13 protein-coding genes are annotated in these 21,051 nt (G+C 41.9%); 4 read left to right on the top strand and 9 right to left on the bottom strand.

What is annotated here, in order from left to right:
- Positions 1–116: 116 nt before the first annotated feature.
- From ACXAER_RS04945 to ACXAER_RS04925, 5 genes are all read right to left on the bottom strand, one after another.
- Positions 117–1,568, bottom strand: a complete 1,452-nt coding sequence (locus ACXAER_RS04945) for a hypothetical protein (RefSeq protein WP_474827177.1) — start codon at positions 1,566–1,568, stop codon at positions 117–119.
- Positions 1,568–6,409 (bottom strand): AAA domain-containing protein, encoded by a 4,842-nt coding sequence (locus tag ACXAER_RS04940; RefSeq protein WP_474827175.1) that lies wholly within the window; start codon positions 6,407–6,409, stop codon positions 1,568–1,570. Before ACXAER_RS04940 ends, ACXAER_RS04945 begins: the two co-directional genes overlap by 1 nt.
- A 352-nt stretch (positions 6,410–6,761) precedes the next feature.
- Positions 6,762–7,112: a Fic family protein gene (locus ACXAER_RS04935; protein WP_474827173.1), complete on the bottom strand. Its 351-nt coding sequence runs from the start codon at positions 7,110–7,112 to the stop codon at positions 6,762–6,764.
- A 408-nt stretch (positions 7,113–7,520) separates the two neighbouring features.
- On the bottom strand, positions 7,521–9,029 hold the full coding sequence (locus tag ACXAER_RS04930; protein ID WP_474827171.1) for a serine hydrolase domain-containing protein: 1,509 nt from the start codon (positions 9,027–9,029) through the stop codon (positions 7,521–7,523).
- 156 nt (positions 9,030–9,185) lie between these two features.
- On the bottom strand, positions 9,186–10,064 hold the full coding sequence (locus tag ACXAER_RS04925) for a hypothetical protein (protein WP_474827169.1): 879 nt from the start codon (positions 10,062–10,064) through the stop codon (positions 9,186–9,188).
- A gap of 559 nt (positions 10,065–10,623) precedes the next feature.
- Here ACXAER_RS04925 and ACXAER_RS04920 point away from each other — a divergent pair.
- From ACXAER_RS04920 to ACXAER_RS04910, 3 genes are all read left to right on the top strand, one after another.
- Positions 10,624–11,808 (top strand): PQQ-dependent sugar dehydrogenase, encoded by a 1,185-nt coding sequence (locus tag ACXAER_RS04920; RefSeq protein WP_474827167.1) that lies wholly within the window; start codon positions 10,624–10,626, stop codon positions 11,806–11,808.
- A gap of 90 nt (positions 11,809–11,898) precedes the next feature.
- Positions 11,899–14,553, top strand: coding sequence for an ATP-binding protein (locus tag ACXAER_RS04915; RefSeq protein ID WP_474827165.1), 2,655 nt, complete (start codon positions 11,899–11,901; stop codon positions 14,551–14,553).
- Positions 14,554–14,675: 122 nt separating this feature from the next.
- A complete protein-coding gene (locus ACXAER_RS04910) occupies positions 14,676–15,125 on the top strand; it encodes a DUF3010 family protein (RefSeq protein WP_474827163.1) in 450 nt (149 codons plus the stop codon).
- A gap of 124 nt (positions 15,126–15,249) precedes the next feature.
- On the opposite strand, the gene ACXAER_RS04905 is transcribed toward ACXAER_RS04910, so the two are convergent.
- From ACXAER_RS04905 to ACXAER_RS04890, 4 genes are all read right to left on the bottom strand, one after another.
- Positions 15,250–15,798 (bottom strand): hypothetical protein, encoded by a 549-nt coding sequence (locus ACXAER_RS04905; RefSeq protein ID WP_474827161.1) that lies wholly within the window; start codon positions 15,796–15,798, stop codon positions 15,250–15,252.
- A gap of 222 nt (positions 15,799–16,020) precedes the next feature.
- Positions 16,021–19,227 (bottom strand): tetratricopeptide repeat-containing hybrid sensor histidine kinase/response regulator, encoded by a 3,207-nt coding sequence (locus ACXAER_RS04900; protein ID WP_474827159.1) that lies wholly within the window; start codon positions 19,225–19,227, stop codon positions 16,021–16,023.
- Between the two features lie 17 nt (positions 19,228–19,244).
- Positions 19,245–19,448, bottom strand: coding sequence for a hypothetical protein (locus tag ACXAER_RS04895; RefSeq protein WP_179984203.1), 204 nt, complete (start codon positions 19,446–19,448; stop codon positions 19,245–19,247).
- A gap of 14 nt (positions 19,449–19,462) precedes the next feature.
- The gene (locus ACXAER_RS04890) at positions 19,463–20,290 is read right to left on the bottom strand and encodes an SAM-dependent methyltransferase (protein ID WP_474827157.1); all 828 of its coding nucleotides are present in this window, start codon (positions 20,288–20,290) and stop codon (positions 19,463–19,465) included.
- A 175-nt stretch (positions 20,291–20,465) separates the two neighbouring features.
- Here ACXAER_RS04890 and ACXAER_RS04885 point away from each other — a divergent pair, with 175 nt between their 5' ends.
- Entirely contained in the window at positions 20,466–20,906 is a 441-nt protein-coding gene (locus ACXAER_RS04885; protein WP_474827155.1) for an SRPBCC family protein, read from the top strand.
- The last annotated feature ends 145 nt before the right edge of the window (positions 20,907–21,051 follow it).

The raw sequence follows: 21,051 nt of genomic DNA, 5'->3' as shown, positions 1-21,051 counted from the left end.
GTTACTACGAACAATGATTTCTGTGATACTTATCAGCCGTCAAAGCTAAATTTTAATAGGGTTGGCATAGAAGCTTCTTAATTTTGTGAATAGTTGAGCGTCTCTAGTTTAAAATTTTACCCCTGAGCCAATATCTGGCTGAAATATTTATATAAAACAGTATCTTCTTGTCTCGTATCTCTTCTCTCGAAGAAATCGTTGAGAGTATTCTCAGAAGATGCCCATCTGATAATGTTGCTCGTTACCGATTCTATCAGTTCTGGTGCAAAGCTAACGTAGCCCACCGGAAGTGAAATATTTCTATCATCCGTTATTGGTAGGTGGAGCAGGCAAGCAACCATGATATTGGGTAAAAGTAATACTTCACAGTTTTCTCCACCGAATTGCCTTTCGCAGCCGATAAGCGCTGGGTCGATATCACGATTCCGGTAAACTTTCCGTTGCTCAATGGCTTCGTTGACACTTGAGCATGGAAGAGCTAAAACCGCTTTGGAGGTTTTCTTTCTGTTATCAAATAGTGAAGTGATCGATTCTAGCAGAACGCCAAACTCTGAGGTTCGCCCCCACGTTGAATTGTCCCCTTTTGAAAGCCAGATTAGTCCGCTCGATTTGGGCTTTTTCGAGAATATTTCTTTTAACTTCTCAGCAAGAGCCTGAGAGTTGAAGTCTGAATACAGGTTGCCGACAATGAGTTGTGTATCTTTTGAGTGATGGGCCATTCCATCAGCATAATGCTTAAGGAGTAACTCAATATTGACACTTTCGGTTTTGTCGTCCCAGTACCGCGTTAAAATCGGATCGTCGGTAGCGCTTATGTAATCGCTAAAATCTCTCGTTACATCACTGTAGGACTTAGTACTGATTGCTGAATCCATATAGTTAAACAGTGATTTGCTAATGTCCCACTCGTCAAGATTCGAGTCTTCATATGCAGTTTGCAACACATCTGGAGCATCAGTTTCAATGTAGTACTCAACAGGAATAGGGATTGAGATATCATACTTACCATTTACATGGTTGATTTTGTATAACTCTTCTCTTTCTGAGTATATATCTTCACCTTTAACAACTTCTCGAAAATGCTCAAAATTGCTGTCAAATGCAGACATGGCTTTGTCATTTAGCTTTGAATAGCAATCATCGGGTAACGGTAGCGATATGGAGGTGCTGTTTATGCCGCTGCGTTGTACTGTCTTCGGCAACATCCTGAATTCGCTAAGTTCGAAGAATACGTTGTCGGTTTTATCTACCACCTCGAAAAAGCGGGGTAGCATATTTCCTTCTATTTCTTCAAAGTTTTCCAATGCATGAGCCGTGAGTTCTATTTCATTGTCACTCCACTTGATCAAGCTCTCCTCTATCAAGTCGTCTAGAACGGCGAGCGTTTCTGCCGCAGTGAATCCAAAATAGTTCTGAATGAGCGATACAGGAGACTTACCGACAGAATGCAGTACACGAATAATAAACTCTTTTACTACGGGGAGTTGACGCTTCTGGCTGACCGTGTAATCGATAAAGAACGCCTTTGTTGGCAGTCCGAAGCTAATTCTGTTTAATTGTATTTTCATTACTGCGAAATTCCTTTTACCGGGCGGATAGAATAATCAGGGGAATTATTGTCCTCGATAAATTTAAACACACGTCCAAATGCGGAGGATTGATTATGCTGGCTCCACATTTGACTATTGCCGACTATAAATAGGCATTCTTTCGCGCGTGACAATGACACGTTGGCTCGATTTTCAGATGATACATAGCCCTGTGTACCCCTTGCATTACTTCTTACCAGAGAAAGAATTATGATGTCGTTTTCTTTACCCTGATAACTATCAACCGTATCCACTTTTACAATGCGTCTTTCAAGTAAGCTTCTCGCCCATGGCATACTGTTAATTTTTCTAATCAGGTGTCTGACTTGTTCTCCATACATGCAGATGACCCCGATCTTAGGCTCTTCCCCTTCTTTAAATATCTCACCATCGCTATCATACATTCGCCTGATTATTGAGATGATGCAGTCAGCTTCGAGCGGGTTAATGAAGCTTTTTTCGTTAACGCCCTTGCCTTTAGGCGTAGCCTCCCTGTTTTGATTCCCTTCACCCGATGTGTCAAACCATGTCACTGGAGTGGCGAATGAATTTATTAAATTCTGATAGTTTTCAACAGTTAGAGATCGGCCTGTTTGCAGAGCACCATCATAGAAGTTCTCTGACACGAGTTTACCGATTGGTGGGGCCATCCGATATTGAGTGAGAAGAGAACGACCAACAGTTTTGCCATAGTCAGAAACGAAAGCCCTTTCAAAATCACTTCGCTTCAATTCTTCTTCATCTAACTTCGGCAATTCTCGTTTTGCGGCTTTAATGTGCGCCTCATCAAACAATGGCGGAAGTTGTTTATGGTCTCCAACAAGCAATACCTTTTTTCCTACCTGCATGGCAATCGCTAATTCACTGGCTGGAGAGCGAGCGGCTTCGTCGATAACGACAAGATCATATATATTTTCCTGTACACCGTAATGGTTCCGACCAATACCGACACAGGTGCCACACACAAGGGTTCTGGTTTTGGCAAGGAAGTTTTGGAACTGGGCTTTTCCTGATGCCATTACACTTAACCATTCGTTAGATGTCTCAATAAGGTTGCTAACTTTGGATATCAGCTCCCCTGAGTAAATATCGAAATGTTCAGCGAGATGTTCTAATAACGTGCTTCGTATCTTAGAGAGTGGAACTCCGGTAAAGGAGGGAGAGTCAGGTAATTGTCTGGCCAAGAAATCGTTAAGGTTCGATTTTAGCTTTGATTCTCTTTGCGTAAGTTTAGCTGTGCCAGCCTGATCTTCATCCTGAGCTTGGGATAGTAACTGGTTAAATCGTTGACCGTACGAATCCTCAAATTCTGAAATGATAGCGGACATCTCGGCTGGTATGCCAATGTGTTCAAGTAGCGTACTTAGTCGCTCTTTATATTCAGCCCTAAACTTGTCACGATAGTGTTCTTGAAGTGCTTTTTCACCAACATCAGTCAATGGTGCAGATAAGTTTGATTCATCACCGAGACGAACTATATCGATTGCTTGCTCCGTTCTTCTAAAAAGTGAACGAACTCTCTCACTGGCATTATTGACGGCTTCGTGAGATTGACTCACAAGCAGAACACGTCGAGCTCCTTTCATTATCGAATAATGAATATAGGAACCGATAAAGGCTGTTTTACCCGTTCCGGGGGGGCCTTGAAGCAAAGCAATAGGACCATATTTGTACAGTGCCTTAAAAGCATCTCGTTGTTGTTCGTTTAAGGCGAATGAAATGCTGCCATCTTCTTTGTATTCAGTATAGGAATTTAACTCATCTTCAGTTGGTGTTATACCTTCTATAATTTGAGCATCAAGTCCGGGAGAAAAATAGTCAGGGAGATCAGGTATTATTGCTCTACCTGTTATCAATTTTGTGACCGCTCTTTCTCGTTTCGAAAGCGACGCAGCAGTCATACTTCCCTCCAGAATAAGGGTGTCGCCTGCTTGAGGTGTATTATTACCGCGAGTTTTTAATATGAGGTTGTCTGAGCTTAAATCTTCAACAATACCGATTACTCTTAACTCGCCCCGCACTTCCATTTTTACATTAACTCGTTCGGTTCGTAGGTCGAAGTCGAATTTGCTGTCATCTAATGAATACCGGAAACTGAGTAATTGATTGGCATTGTAAACAGGGTCTGTCACAACCTGAATTTTGGGATAGCTTTCTTCCTCTGTATCGACAAGCACTTTCCAAATTTCGCGAGCATCCAATACCGTTGACTTAGCCATCTTTGGTAGTGTCAGAGTTGGTCTTGTCGGCCCTTTGGCTTCAGAATTCGTCTCACCGGAAGTTCTGGCTAACTCTTTGTAGGCATCACTTTCGAGAATGAAGTTGATGAAATCTTCGGTTGATCCATGAATATTGTTCGACAGGTGAATTTCACCAGTTAACTTTAACTGAGAATCGCGCTTATTTCTGATGAACTGGTCATGTCGAATGTCATTTTCTCTGAAGCTGACAATAAACTTTCTATCTTCATTAATTAACAAGCTTATATTTTTCTTGATGCCACTAAGCTGAACACTTAATAAATCTCTTTCTTTACCCGCGTTCCGCTTAAGGGTCATATAATAAGCCCCATCGTCTGAGGTCAATAGCTCGGTTACCGTTCGACAATTCTTATGATGAATCTCATATTTTTTAACCGTAACTGGAGGAGGCGGATTGACAATTTCATCGAATTTATCGAGTAATTTTTCTAGTTCGCTTGTCGACACCTCAGGGAGAGCGAGTAATTCTTCCGCGTATTTGGTGAGATGAAGTGAACTAATTACCTGTGCTAATTCATGTATTATTTTGATAGCGGCAAAACGATCAATGGCAGTCTTAGCTAGACTTTCATACGAAGACGGAACATAGGCAGGTGTATGTTTATCAGCGTTGTTTAAGTCATACTCCACTAAGTCGATGAAACGAATATTTTCATTATCGACAATTATGTTTTGAGGGTGTAAGTCGCCATGATGAAGCTTTGCACCATGAAGTTTGAGTAAAGCGGTTATCAACGCTTTAGCCAGTTTATAACTATCTGGCTTCTCTATATTTTCAACTGCTTTATCCCACGTGACTCCCACAACCCATTCGTATTTAAAGTATGCGCAGGTCATCGTTGGGTTAAACCCGAAATCTAAAATTTTAGGAAGGCAAGATAAAGCGGCTTTATTGATGCTTTCAAGCCTGCTGAAGAACATCAGAAGCTCATGGTTTATTCCACCGGCTCCGTTTGTGTCACTGAGCCCAAACCATGCTTTTACCCCAAAAGAGTCATCAGGGGCTTTTAATAAATGACACGTTCCGTCTGTTTTAAAGGGCACTGCGCCAAGTTCTGTATAGACGTTTTTATTGGTATGGTATTTTGCTAGGAGTGATAAGGTTTGCGTAGGGTCTTCTGCCCCTGTTCTTACTAACTTATTTAGTTCTGTTTGCGCAACACAAAGATCCTGAAATCTATCTCTGGAGTCGAGTTCAAGACCACGAGAAAACCAGTCCCCTAGCTTTTCACTAATTTCATTGCCCTCAATTGGGCTCCAGACATAGATGCCTTCTTCTTTTTTAGGCCAAGTATCAAAAGCTATGAAGTGACAAGCCGCAGTCGCTAAATACACATCTCGGCTAAATGCAGTTGCATGAGAGGTTTCTTCAAAAAGCTCTTCAGGTGTCTCGACTCGTCCATGCTGAATAATTTTTCTGACTGGAGAAACTGTCTTTTTGTCGGGATCTGGGTAATACGCTGTTAAAAAGTTTGAAAGGACCACTTTACTGGGTAGTGATAACCAAATGCTATGCGAACCGAGATCGCGGTGTGCCACTTCAATATCATGAAGTCTCGATAGCTGACTAACCAGAACTTGTATTAAGTCTAATCTGTTCTGTGTTGTTAACCTTTTGTTATTATTGCGAATAAAGGAGTCGAGCCTTTCTTTCTTATTCGGCCACTCGTAGAGCTCCACGAAGTCTTCCGTCAAATCTGCCGGTATATGAAGTAACCGGAGGTGACTATCCTTTAAATCTTCATCTTGAGTATCAATATAACCTAGAACACTAGACTCTCTTTGAGCAATTGTTGCACGCTGTTCAGGCGTTCTAGAGTGCTCAACTATGCAAGGAGCAGTAAAGTCCCATCTTCTCATTAAGGCTTGGTAATTAGCGTTTTCTGCTTTTTGGCTCCGATATTCTGCATACAAGTTACCTTTATGCCGGAAAAGCGATTTACTGTTTAGTACATAGCCGTTTGATGAAAAGGCTTTTGCTTTGAAGTCTGCGCTATTATTGAGAAAAATCCGGTTCCAGACTGTAATATTTTTATTTGGGATGTCTTCTTTTCTATCGAAGTGAAATGGTCGTCCAATTATTTTTGAATATATTTTCTCATCGCCGATGTGTTTAAATTCATCCAGTGTAAAAACACACTCTCTTTCTTCTTCTGAAAGGTGAGACGCGTCAGCTGAGCCGCACAACACTACACGTTTATCAACGTAAGGGACATACTTGTTGCCCAGTTTCTTTTGGAGTCTCGACTTTAGAATTTTTGCTGCTCTGCTTGCTTGTGAAACCGCGTTAATACGGCTCTCTTGGCGCCCGTCCTCGTATTCCTGAATCCACCGATTGCCTTTTGTGAAAATTTTTCCTTTATAGTTTTTAAGCTCAACAACGATTATTCGGTCGTGAGTAATGAGAATTAGATCAGCCTCAAAATCTTTTCCCTGACGGCCAAGCATTTCTAAAGAAGAGTAGCCTATCCAGCTATCAGGTAGGTGCTTTGATAACACTTCGTTAGCTTTAAGTTCGAAACTATTGATTCCTTGAGGATCGAGACATTTTATGTCCATACTGCTTCCTTGAAGAGTGATAACTAAATCTTGACAAATATAATTAGGCTATCGCAGTAATTGAATGGCTTTGTGCTGACTCACGGAAAAGCTTGTGATGAGAACGAGTGGGATAACGTTCAACTTTGATAAGCGCATTCCATTTCTGCTTATTAAAACGTTTTGTCGACGTTCTTCTTTATTAGACTAAAGTTTATTTTTGTTGATAACGATAACTCTTAATCTGTTAAACGTAAAGCTCAACTTTTAATTGCGTTGATAATGAATTTAGCTTGAAAGAGTTGCTGGAAATAAACTAAAAAAACACAAAAATTCATATGAAGGATTGTTCACTTCTCCAAACTGAGATTTGTTAAACCAAAGATGCCGAAAACTTTGTAAAAGGCACGATATCTTGTTTGACGCTGGCAGATTCCAACGCTTGCATATATTCGTCTCGTCGTTCGACGGGTACAATTGTCCAGGGATAGCTACCCGATGCCATCATTAGATTCATAACAAATCTTCCCATTCTGCCATTGCCGTCAAAGTAAGGGTGAATGTAGCCAAAAATGAAGTGCCCCAGTACCACTCTGACGGCTGAATTTTTCTCTTCTGCGAGCAGGTCGAAGAGTGTTGGCATCATATCGCGAACCGCTTCTTTGCTTGGTGGAGTATGCATAGATTGGCGGATATAGACAGGCCCTGTCCGGTAACCAGCCAAGTCCGATTGTTTAATAATACCGGCAGCCGCAATTGGGCCAAATAAGGCGAGATACCAATCACTGTGATACTGACCAGCTATCAATCCTTATTTATAGGTTTTAGTGTTATATCACCTATAGGTTTTAATGTTTTTTGATTTATAGGTTTTAATGACTTGTTGTTTTAAGGATTTAGCGCTTTTCTTATGTCATCGAATTCGATGATGTTAGATAAGGGGCCGGTTTAAGTAATTTTACACTGAAGGTCGGGTTTAAACTCTGCTTCATTGAATGGGCTTGACGATTAAAAGAAGAGTTTCAAAATTGGTCGTGAATATTCGTCGCAATCCGACCAAGTCGAATTACTTTATTTATACCAGTGCGGTAAAAAAGCCTAACATTCCGAGAACACTCAGTCTTACCGCTTACTATTCCCTAGCACCCCGAATATTCCCATCCATAACAAGCGCCTCAACCAACCCATCTTCATCATCCATTTCAAAACGAATACTACTCCCATTCTTAGCAAAAAATCGTCCGCCACCCTCATGAAAATATTCTTCATTCTCAACGTAAGGTAAGGCGTTAAGCACAAAGCCATTGGCTGTTTTTTCTAACACCACATCAACAATAACTGGTTTTGTCACGGCATAGGTGCCAATGTATTGGCTTAGTTCGTCTTGGCTTATGGGTACTAACTTCCTAACCTCAGCTTCCGAATAACCCACGTTTAACACTTCTTTTAAGCGTATTTCTAGTTCAGTTATTAATTGCCTACCGTTGTTGCCGTTCGTCATAATGGCGTAGCCGTTGCCGGTATCTAGTTCAATGTATAACTGCGACATAAACCCAGCATCTGCGCCACCGTGACCAAAGCCTAAAATTTTACCGTTATCATCCATATTGATAAAAAAGCCGATACCAACATTAGGTGCTTCATTGGTTGGTGTATTGTTGGTTAACATTTCTTGTGCGGTGGCTTGCGATATCCAATCAGTTTTTTGCCCTAAATACGCGCTACGAACGCCGTTAGCCATTTTCAACATATCTGTTGGCGTACTCCACATGCCTGCCGCTGCAAGCGTAGCGTAAGTATGCGCGCCACCTTTAATTGGCGAGCCGTCACCGTCATACGGCGTAGCCATATTATTTGATAAGTTGGTCGATATGGGTTGTTCGAAGCCAGAACGAGTCATGCCTAAAGGTTTAAACAAAAGCCGTTGTGACATGGTTGGCAAGGGCTCATTAGCTACGTCCTGCAAAGTGAGTTGAGCAAGCGTAGTGCCGCCACCGGAATAACGCATTTGCGTGCCAGGTTGAATATCAACAACAACGGCATCGGTATTGGCGGGAAATGCACTTTCTAGCACCTGCTGCAAAGTAGGTACGGGTTCGCCCGCTGCGTAACCAGGAAAGCCATGTACTGTGGTACCCGCCGTGTGGCTTAACAACCTGCGTAATGAAACAATGTCTTGCCCAGTCCATTCATGTTCAGGTAACTGCCAGCTGGTGAGTAAGGCATTAACATCTGCATCTAGATCTAGCGGGTTATCTTCGCGATATTTCATCAATACTGCTGCAAATGCGGGTTTAGAAATACTGCCTGCTTGGAATACTGTGTTTTCGTCAACAGCCAATTCAGTGGTTAAATCTTTTACGCCGCTTTGCATGGTCCAAGCTAGTTGCCCATTTCTCATAAACGCTACAGACACACCAGGCACATCATAATGCGCTTGTCTTTGCTCTAAAGATTGGTAATCAACCTTTTGCCCTTCAATTCGAATGCGTTCAGCCAGTCCAGTTTTTAAAAGGTCAGCTTCTTTAAATTCTGCGCCAGCAGAGGGAGAGGCGGGCAGGGTTTCAGGCTCTGTGCAGCCTAACAACGAAGTAAAACAAAGCGAAAGTGCTAAAGAGGCGAAGAGCTTATTTGTTTTCATTATGTGTATTCCATTACGAGTGAACGTACCAGAGTACGTTCCTACTATTATTGCTTCAATTTACAATGCTTTATTTTACAGGTGTTCATAAAGCGTAGACCGAATGGTTTGTGGGGTATTAACGTAACTAAACAAGGGAATGCAATTAACACGTCATCACTCGCCCAGCATTAGCTCTCGAACCGTTTGCTTAATAAAAGCCTTCAAATTTTGCCTGTCCTGCGTAGGCAAATACCGAGTATGTGCAGCAATAAATTCAGCTTTTGAATACATGCGTTTTATTGCGGCGTTTATGCGCGCTATGTGCTTTGCCCCTTGTGGCGTTTTGGGGCATATAACATGTCCTGATACGTGGCTTGGGTTACCCGCAATGGAATAACTGCGTACTTCGACAGGTATTTTATCTCCATAGCTTAGGTAAATACTGGCAGGATAGATAAGTGCAAAATTAGACTTTCCCTTTGCAAACATCTCCATAAAGCGAGTGTAATAAACATCATTTGCTACACGAAGAATTTTCTCTCGACTAACTTGCTTCAAATCTTGGTCAATCTTTTCACCGAATGAGTAATATTCAGGCAGTACAATGAAACCGTCGGAGTAGGCTTCAATTACCTTAGATACACTTAGTAGCTGACCGTCCTTATTTAAAAGGTTTTCATCTATTGGTGGCATTGACGCTAGTTGATAAAAACGTTGTGTTTGAAAGAAGCTTAGTGGTAGCGAATAAAGGTGTTTTTTCTCGCGTTCAGGGGCTTTTATTTTATTGAGTACGCAAATGTTTTCGCCATGTTGCATATACGCAAAAGAACGGACAAGGGGAACGTGAAGAACGGGGTCTTCATACCCTAGTTCATCAACTAGCATTTGTACTGTATCGACCGAGGTTGAAAAAGGCTTGTCGTCCAGATTTACCCGTTCAGTTAGAAAAGCATTGTCAGCGTGGAGAGCGAATGCGCTTTTCTGATCGCCAATGTCGGCTGCGTTTGCATTAGCAAACATTATTAATGATATGAATAGTCCAACCCTGACCAACGTCTTACTCCTTGGCAAAACCTTACTAAAACTCACTCTGTAGCGAGCTAAACCTATTTTAGATCCTACATTTTTCAACAAATGTACATATTTTGGAATGAAACGAACTGAAAATATAGTTTTTTTGTTGTATATCTTTTTAGAAACAAAAAAAAGCCGCAATCAGCAACGTGATGCGGCTTTCCGAGTTGGGCTGAAAGACAGCCTTCTAGAGCAATTACGTTAAAGGGGTTAGCTAGAACGATCCTCACTCATAGCTGCCTGTTCGAATACCTTAACTCTCGACATATGATCACCTCCTTACATTCGTTGCTAAAACTTTTTTGAAATTAACATAGGCGGTATTCAAGTAAAGTATTACAGCATTAAAGAAAGTTTAGGAAGAGCGCGCTTAACTCAAAAATACGAATAATTAAACCAAGTCGATAATATAAACCTCTTTAATTAAATCTCCGTAACCAATGTTAACTAAAACCCTATGCGCCACGCGTTGATGTGTAATAAACGCTTCACCGTGTAACTAGCAATACGCAAACTCTCGAAAAAGGTTAGAACGTCGATGAACACAACAAGTAAGCACAAAGCTAGCATGAATCGGAAAGCCGCACTATTGGTTACGCTTTTTGCCACCTCTTTTTTTACCTTTGCTCAGTCAGGCTCCTCTGGAAAAGTTGAAATGAAAGGGAGTAAGGCTACTACTGTAGTGGGGAATGTTCAGTCGACGTTCGATAACCCTTGGGCCATGGCCTTTTTGCCGGATGGGCAAAGCTTGGTAACGGAAAAGGCGGGCACTTTGTGGCTGCTTGATGAAAACCAGCAAAAGCGTTTTGAGGTTAGCAATGCGCCAAGCGTTACCGCACGCGGGCAGGGCGGGCTAGGCGATGTCATTATTCACCCGGGGTTTGCGTCAAACAACACTATTTATATTTCCTACATTGAACGAGATGAGAAAGACGATGCGTTTAGCGGCGCAGTAATTGAGCGCGCCACGCTTACCATTTCTGATAGCGGTGCGAAGCTATCTGATAGAGAGCTAATTTGGCGTCAGTCGCCGAAGGTGACGGGGAATGGGCATTACTCTCACCGCATGGCGTTTTCACCTGATGGCCATTTATTTATCACCTCGGGCGAGCGCCAGAAATTCACGCCAGCGCAAAACATGGCGATGAACTTAGGTAAGGTGCTGCGCTTAAACGACGACGGTAGCGTGCCTGAAGATAATCCGTTTTATGGTCAAGGCAATGTAACAGAACAAATCTGGACGTTAGGGCACCGCAATCCGCTAGGCATTGATTTTGATGAGAAAGGTAATTTATGGGCTCATGAAATGGGACCGCGCCATGGAGATGAACTTAACCTTATCGAAAAAGCTCGCAACTACGGTTATCCTACTGTGTCGCAAGGCGACCATTATTCAGGCGTAAAAATACCTAATCACGAAGATATCCCTATTTTTAAGTCACCTGAATTAGCGTGGGTGCCTGCTATCAGCCCTGCCGGTTTTATTATTTATAAAGGCGATAAATTTAGCGACTGGAAAGGTAACGGCTTTATCGGTGGTTTGTCTTCAAAAGCGCTGGTACGTGTTGCTTTTGGTAAAGATGAAGAAGGCAAGTGGAAAGTGGAAGAAGCAGAGCGTTACGAATGGGGTAAGCGCGTACGCGAAGTCGAGCAAGACAGCATGGGCAATATTTATGTGCTTGAAGATAAGGAAGGTGGGCGTTTAATTAAATTAAGCCAGTAAAACGTAAGCGTATTATAATTTGGCTTGTCGATGTGATAGTTTTCGATTCATTCTCGCTTATAACGGACGGATACAAACTTTAGGACCTCTATGAATCAATCTCCTCAAAACTTTAACTTTGAACGTTGTGAAGACGAGCCAATACACATTCCCGAAAGTGTACAAAGTTATGGGTTTCTTATCGCGTTTAGCTACGACGATCTAAATATCTCAATTGTTAGTGAAAACTGCGAAACGATATTTGCTGAGACGATCATAGGTAAAAACTTTTTAGATATTCTTTCCTCTGATACTAATGAGCGCGCGTTTCTTGAAGAAACCTTCGATAGAGTGTCGAAGAGCAAAATACGGCTGCCCATTAAGCTGATTTTAAATTCGTCGCTTTTAGTAGAAGGGGAAGCAGGAGATTATTTAGCGGTTGTTTACGATTCAGGTCATCATTATGTGGTCGAGCTTGAGCCTGCTACAGAATTTAGAGATGCCTACAGCGCAGAGCAATTCATTAAGCTTTATTCATTGTCTATCGCGCCACGCTTCAAAGAAATGACATCGCTCGGTGAGATGGCACAAGAGATGGTGTCGACCATTAAATATCTTACCAACATGGATAGAGTGGTGCTTTACAAATTCAACGATGACTACTCAGGTAAGGTTATCGCGGAAGCTAAGGCTGAAGATATGGAGTCTTATCAAGATTTGTACTTTCCTGCTTCAGACATACCAAAACAAGCCAGGGAGCTCTACAAAACAAATTGGGTAAGGTTAACGCCTGATACAGAATTGCCCCCAGCTAGATTGGTGCCTTCTGTCGAGGAGGCTGGAAGAGAGCGGTTAGATCTCACTCGTTCGCTGTTGCGCACCTTCTCGCCTATTCACCTTCAATATATCAGAAACCAAGGGTTACGCGCTTCGTTCTCCATATCTCTAGTAACAGACGGAGAGCTATACGGGCTTATTTCATGTCATCATCGCGAGCCTTGTTATATCCCTCAAAATGTAAGGTTGCAGTGCGAAAACTTAAGCCAGTTGTTTAGCTGGCATTTGTTGGCAAAAGAAGAAGAAATTGCCAAGCACAAAAAATATGTCACCGACGAAGCCGTGGATGCCATGCTAGACAAAATAGGGCCAGCAAATCCTATCAGTCGCGTGGTGAAAAGCGGTGAACGGGCGTTTTTAGATGCGCTTAATAGCTCTGGGTTTGTTTACTATTCGCAGTATGAAACCATTACGCTTGGTGAAACCTTACCAATAGAACTTATCAAAGATATCTTTTCTAAAGCGAGCGGCGAAGGCGGTTTCCCTTACACTAACGATTCACTTTATGATGATTATCCTGAAGCGCGAGAGTATGGAATAGCGGGTATTATGATTATCCCGCTGTTTGAGAAAAAGCAGTACTTTACTGCTTGGTTTAGAAAAGAAACCCATCGCGTTCAAAAGTGGATTGGCGCTGAAGATGAAAAATCTGAAGATGCGCCGAAAGCAGAACGTCTTAAGCCTCGTTCAGCGTTTACTATCCATACCCGCACAATTGAAGGGCGTTCAACAACGTTTGATAAAACTGACGTTGAAACTGCCAACCGATTAAACAGGATGTTTTTGGTTTATGCGCTTGATGTGCAAGAACGTATGCATATCAGTATCCAGGAACTTGAAAAGCAGGATAACTACAGAAATGAATTTCTTGCTACCTTGGCGCATGAGTTGCGAAACCCATTGGGCCCAATCATGTCGGGCGCAAGCATTTTAGAATCGGTTGATGATGATAAAACCCGCAAAAGAGTAACGGCAATTATTAATCGTCAAGCCGAATACATGTCCAAACTCATTAACGATTTAATGGACGTATCTCGTATTACGCGAGGCAAAGTTAAGCTTGAATTTGAGCGATTAAGCATTCAAGACGTGCTTTCTGATTCTCTTGAAATTGTGGAACAGCAGGTTAAAGCGAAGAAACACGACATAACGGTTAATTGTCTTGAAGAAGATGTGACCGTTTACGGCGACAAAGCGCGCTTGAGCCAGGTCTTCTCTAACATTATCCATAATGCGGCTAAATATACGAAAGATTCAGGAAAGATAGCAGTCGAGATCAAAAAAGAAGGCGTGATGATCGTCGTTTCTGTGAAAGACAACGGAATGGGTATTCCTGAAGATAGGCTAAAAGATGTGTTTAACATGTTCACTCAAATTGAAGCCCATTCTACCCATACCAAAGGCGGTCTTGGTATTGGCCTAACCCTGGTGAGTAAGCTAGTGGCTTTACATCACGGTGAAGTCTCTGTAATGAGTGATGGCGTTGACCAAGGCAGTACCTTTGAGGTAAGGCTACCTATTTCCAAAACTGCTTACGAACAGACGGTAAGTACAGAACTGGAGTCTACTGTTCAAAGCAAGAGTAAGGTGATGTTTGTTGATGATAACGCAGACCTTATCGACGCTTATTGTTTGCTGACTGAATCGATGGGGGTTACCGCTCTGGGCATTACCTCGCCTAAGGAAGCTGTTGAAGCATTTAAAACCTTCAAACCTGACTATGCATTTCTAGATATCGGCATGCCAGATATAGACGGTTACGAGTTAGTTAAAATGCTTAAGGCGTTACCTGAATCGGAGAATACGAAATTTTATTCTCAAAGCGGGTGGGGGTCAGAAAAATACGTAGAAGACTCTAAATCAGCTGGGTTCGACGAGCACTTTGTAAAACCTTTGTCCAAAGAGACTATTAAGTCTGTGCTAAGTTGAACTTGTCGGGCGGGTGAGTACGGTAGCTAAAAATTTTGATAGTAAGTAAAGAAAAGTGCTCGCAAGTGAATAACAGCCGCGAAACGGGTTATAATGGCAGGCAAACGTAATTAGGAATAAATATGAAAGTCTGTGGTATAGATTTAAAAGGTAACGAAGCAATTATTAGTTTAGTGTCGCTAGCTGATGGTTTGTTTCACTTGCCCGACTGCCGTACGCGCCGTTTAACCCTTGCTGATACCAGTGCTAAGGGCTTAAAAAGCTTTCAAAGCACCTTCGCGAAGCTTGTCGAAGACTATAAAATTGATGCGGTAATCATTCGTCAACGCCAAAGCAAAGGCAAATTTGCAGGAAGCGCAATTGGCTTTAAGCTAGAGGCCGCTATTGAGTTAATTGATGGGTTAGAAGTTATTATATTTAGCCCAACAGATATTAAAGAGTCGCTTCGCAGAAACCCACTAGCGGTTCCGTTCTCTGAAACGGGGTTAAAGCAATTTCAAGAAACAGCATTCACTACCGCTTATGCGTGGCTTATGAAAAACGAGTATGCGTCGCAAGAGTCTAGTGAATAGCAAGTATTGCTCGCTTCATGAAACGTAAAAGTAGGTTAGAGATTGATTTTTACGTGCGAGTAGTGATTGGTATAAAGAAAATAGAAGATGCTTTTGAGTGAAAAAGCATCTTCTAGCTCAAGCTTTATTTAAGTAAAGCCGGAAAGTCTGGGTGAGAGAAAATCTCAGTATTTAGCTTCTGTACCGCAGGTACAAAAGAACGCTGCATTTCAGAGCAGGCTGACGTCGCTAGATAGCTCGACTCGTAATCATAACGTGATTTAATGTTTAGGTTTTTACCGTTGCTTGAGGCTAAAGATAAATCGAATTCCCAAAACGCATTACCGATTACGGTGCTGCCATAAATATCGTTAAGGTTTGCGGTTAAAACTGTTGAAGATTGGTCTTCATATAGGTCTGCAACAACCATTTCAGCTAAAATTGCATCTCTGATGTACGTTGCAAAAGTTCTACCTTCTGGTGTTCCCACTGGAGAAGACAGGCGGCACATTACCTTCGACTCGTTTTTACCTGAGTCGGTAAACTCACCAATATTGGCTTGAACGTCTTGCTTCGACAAGGCTCTTAAAGCAATTGTGTTTTCAGTAGAAGTGGCATAGGTATGTACTTTGTTTGCGCAGCCAGTGGCTAAAAGTGAAACACCAAGCAGTAGTATAGTTTTTAATTTATTCATTTTTTTTCCTTGCCCATTTGAAAAACTCTCTTTATTGGGCGTTATTGTAAAGAGAGCGGTTAAAAGCGCTTAATTGTTAAAAAAAGCTAAACAATAATACATCAAATCCTAAAATGTTGAAGGCTAAAGTTAGCCAAAAAGTCACCGATAATCAGGCATGTGGCGCGTGTTATGAAGCACCTGTTAATTGAGAGACTTTAAAGAGTATGAAGATGGATTGCGCTATGCTGTTTCGTTTAGCTGTACTCTCATCTTTTTGAGCGACTTATAAAAAAGGTCTAATTTCGCACTGAAATCTTTCGCATTTTCGTGCTCACCACGCTTTACGCTTAACTCAATCGAGCTAGCTAATTCTGCTAGTGTAAACGCACCAATATATCGAAGTGCCGTTGTGAAAATATGCGCTATGCGCGCAATGGATGGATAGTCTTGGGTATCAATAGCCTTGTGTAGCGCGTTGAATTCATCTTCTAAAGCGATAAAGTCATTAAGTAGGTTTGTATAAAGCGCCTCATCGCCGAGCAATGCGTGTAGTGCTTTGGGTTTGTCGATAAATGTAAGTGATGAACTTGTTACCGCTGTTTCATTGGTTACTTCTAAAGTAGCCGAAGACCTTCTTTTATCTAAAACCTCAACCAATACATCAAAAAAGCGATTAGGGTCGACAGGTTTATTTATATGACCATCCATGCCAGCCGCTAGGCTTTTATCAATGTCTTGTTGCATGGCATGAGCGGTTGTGGCGATGATAGGTAAAGTTAACTTCAACTCTTCTCTAATGTGTTTGGCAGCCGTTAAACCATCCATTACCGGCATCTGAATATCCATCAATACTACGTCGAATGCGCTGTCTTTACGCAGTATGCTTATTGCTTCTAAACCATTATTGGCAACTTCAATTGAGGCTTTGGTTTCAGCTAAAAGGCCAATCGTTACTTTTTGGTTTAGTGCATTGTCTTCAGCAAAAAGAATACGTGTACCTTTTAAGTTAGGGACTGTTGGTTTGTCTTTAGGCAAGGCTTTAGTTTTTACGTTAAGACAAAGCTCTTGCAACTCATCTACCAGCTCACTAGTACTAAATGGTTTCTTAATAAAGTTACGTATGCCAAGTTGGTTCGCCTGTTCTCTCATTCGTGGCGATTCAAACGCATAAAGCATGACCACTTTTGGCTGCTTAATCGAAAACTCTTGGCTTATTATCGCCGCTACTTCGAGGCCATCTATATCTGGCATATTCCAATCTAAAATGAGGACGTCGTAGGGTGATGATGCGGCTAATGCAGCGCGCATTTTTATAACCGCGTCTTTTCCGCCAGAGGCGATGTCAGCTTGAATGTTGGCCATTGAAAGAGCTTCAGAAATTGCGTCTCGCGATGCTTCAATATCGTCTGCGATAAGTACTTTTAGTGCAGAAAGCTGCTTAGATGGCGAAATAATTTGTTGAGAGGCGTCCTGTTTCACTCTTACGGTAAAGTGAAAAATAGAGCCTTTTCCTAGCTGGCTTTCTACCCAAATTTTGCCGCCCATTAAAGCAGTCAGCTGTTTACAAATTGCTAGGCCTAAACCTGTGCCACCGTAGCGCCTTGAAATGGATTCGTCACCTTGATTAAAAGGTTGGAAAAGTTGGGCTTGATGGGCGCTACTTAAGCCAACGCCTGAATCTTTCACTTCAAACTCAAGTTGAATATCGTCTGCGGTTTGTGTGCACCTAACGCTTACTGAGATAAGACCATCTTCAGTGAATTTAAGCGCGTTACTTAGTAGGTTGTTAAGCACCTGCTGTATGCGCAACGGGTCGCCAATTAAGTTTAGCGGCACGTTTCGAGAAATATGTTGTATAAGTTCTATGTGCTTTTCTTGTGCGCGTGTTAGGTGAAGTCTTATAGTTTGATTTACTAGGGAATCCAAATTGAATTGCGTAGACTCGATATCCAGCTTGCCAGCTTCAATTTTAGAAAAATCGAGAATGTCGTTGATTATACTGAGTAGCGATTGCGATGCGCCTTCAATCTGAATCAAATTGGTTTGCTGATCTTTGTCTTCTGCAGCGCGTTGAGAAAGCTTAGTAAGGCCTATAATTGCGTTTAGCGGTGTTCGAATTTCATGGCTCATACGGGCCAAGAAATCTGACTTTGCTTTGGTCGCTTTGCGTAAGTCCTGCGTCAACGTATTAAGGGCTTTTCGCTGTAGTCGGGTTCTAAGCCATAGCCCGACTACTAAACCTAATGAAAGGATTACAAAGCCAATAAAATAAAGTTGCTGAGTGTTCTTTTTCTGTTGGATAAGGTTTCGCTGTTCTTTTAACTGATTGTCTTTTTCCAGCAGCTTTATTGTCTCTTCTTTTTCAGACACAGCTAATCGCACGCGGTGAAGTGCCATTAATCTGGACTGTTGCTCATTAAAACTTTTCTTGAATGCTTGTTGATGTTGCTTGGAATAGCTAAGTGCGGCTTCCAGGTTGCCGTTTTCCTCGTGAAGCTCGATAAGTTGGTTTAAAAGGTCAGTAACCAATACTTTGTCATTTTTAATGACGTTTTTTTCGAGTCCTGCTTCAAGTTCGCTGATAGCAAGCTCAATTTCACCCTGCTGCTTATAGATGTCTACAAGGTGAAGAAGATGTGAGCCTTCGTTATAGCGAAACCCAACCTGACGGTCGGCTTCTGCTGCTTGATTCAGTTTCTTTAATGCTTCGCTTAAATTCCCTTGTGCAATGTGAAGCTCTACCATGGCGCTGTGTACAATACCTATGAAAGGGTAGTTAGCTTCGCGAAGTAAATTTTCAGCTAACAAAAGGCTTACTTTCGCATTTTGATATTCGCCTAACGCACGCTGTGCATACCCTTGGAAAAAGTATGCGGTTCCTTCTCCCTCTTTATTATTAAAACGTTGCGCTGCAGCCAAATATTGATGCGCAAATGTCAGCATCAGTTCATAATTTTTTAGCGACATGTAAACGTTGCCCATGGCGCTATACACCAAAAGAACGCGGCCGCTTCCTACTTCATTGTAAAAATCTAGCGCTTGGTGCATGGCTTCTAGTGCGCTGGCATGCTCGCCTGAAAAGTCTAGAATTAAGCCCTCTAAACGATACGATTCTGCAAGCGCCCGCAGATTTTCTGATGAATTCGCATACTTTCGGGCTTCAAGTAATGCTTCGTAGGCCGACGCATAATCCTGTTTTAAAACATAAAAATACGATTTAATGTTTAAGAATTGTGCATGTTCGAAAGCATCTGGCTGAGCTGCAAAAAAAGCATGCAATTCTGTAAACGTACTTTGAACGTTCGGGTCGTTCTCTTGAATTCGAGCTCTAAGCTCAGAAAGCTGATGTACGGCAGAGGATGCCTTGTCTTGCGGCGCAGCGAGAGCGCGCGCAGGCAGCGTCATTAGGGCAATGACACTAATAATGCACAAGACAAAGCGCTTCATAATTCGCTTACTATGAGTTAGTAGCTAACAACACGAATGGTTTTACTGGTGTCGTCAAAGCGCTTAGATAACTCGTCCCAGTTTTGATCGGCAATAATTTTTACTTCATCGGCAGATAAGCCGTATTTCTTTGCTGTTGCAACAGGGTCGCTTTTGTAGGCGTCCATAAGCTTACTGTTGGTATCTAGTTCAACCATGAAATCTTGTATAGATTTTGCCATTTTTATTATCCTTTTTAATTTACAGTCGGGTTTCTATAGTTAGTCACTTGTTTTTCTGTTAGCCCTAGCTTTGCTAATCGGTCTTGCCTATACGCTGGCATTCCTATGGAAGGAACAACGAGAGTAGAGATTAAAGTGGGTTTTACGTATTCAAGTTCACGGAGCAGAACTTTTTCTATTTTTGGTTCGCAAAGTGGCAGTGTCGCCGCTTCATAAATAATAAGTTCGTGATCAGCAGGATAATGCTCCGCCAATATATCTGCCAACATGGCCAGACCTGATTGGCTATGATTTGCGTCTAATACGCTCAATGTGGCTTCTCCGGCTAAACCAATTTGCCAGATTATTTGAGTCATATGTGGGTCGATGCGGTAATCGCGAAACAGAAACTGGGTGGCTTCGTAAGACTGACAGCCAAAGCGTGAGGGGTCTATGCCTAAATCGGCAATTAAACAGTCTTCTGCCGATACACCAGGCAACATTTTTGCCTCTAAGTTCATCTGTTGAACACGGCGGACAGCTTCATGAGAGGGGGTAACAAAAACACCAGGGTGACCATAAAAAGCAACGCAAACTTTATTGCCTTCTACTACAGAGTCTACAATTCTATCGGCCATTTGAGAGTAGGTGAGGGCGCGGGATTTACCTTCTTCATAAAGGTCGTCTAGCGATACACTATTTGGATTAAGTTTGGTTACTACGTGTTCGCCAATTTTGTTCATGATGCCCATGAAGACGATGTCGGCATTTTCAATATGGCTTCTAGCGGCAATGGTCATTTGCCCTGCAACGCTAATACCTGTGCCGACCACAACTAGCGATCCTTTTTTAGTGGTGTCCATTGCATCCTAAACCGTCTACGACACTGTTATTTAGCCACTATAAATGAGAATTAAGGCTTTTGCTATATTCACAGGTTTGCGGATTAACGATAAGTTTTATTAAGTAAAGGTTTTATAGTGTTTGGGCTATTATCGAAAAATATTGCTGATAAAAATATATAGAAAGGAATAAAGGGTGTTTTCAATTCATGTAGAGCGAACCATTAATCAACCTATTGAAAAGGTATTTGCAATATTAAGTGATCATGCCAATTATGCGCAGTTCAAAGCTATTGAGCAGTCTAATTTGTTGGTTAAAGGTAAACATGAAACAAATGGGCTGGGTGCTGTACGTGAAATTATTTCTGGGGGCTCGAACCTTCACGAAGAGATAGTGGCTTACGAGCCGCCTTATAAACTAGGCTACAAAGTGGTGAAGTCGAAGCCTTTACCATACGATCATCAGTTAGGTGAAATAACACTGAAAGAAGAAGATGGAAAAACGCATGTTACTTGGCGCTCGAGAGGGCACATTACCATTTTTCTTTTAGGTAGCCTTTACTTTGATAAACAGATTCAAAGTGTTGGAAGCCGTGCTTTTGGTAGTATCTTAAAGCAAATTGATAATATGGCGTAATCAGGCGGAATAAAGCGTAATTAAGCGTAATCAGGCGTTAGCGTTAAAGTTTCGCTAACCCGGCGGTAAACAGGGCTCATGTAACGGGCATATAGTAAGAAGTCTATGCCCGTTTTTAGTAACAGGCACGAGTTTTTTTTAAGGC

It is taken from the genome of Alteromonas sp. AWJ4_199 (genome assembly GCF_056159165.1).
Note: the sequence above shows the minus strand (reverse complement) of the source record. Positions and strands in the feature narration are given on the sequence as shown.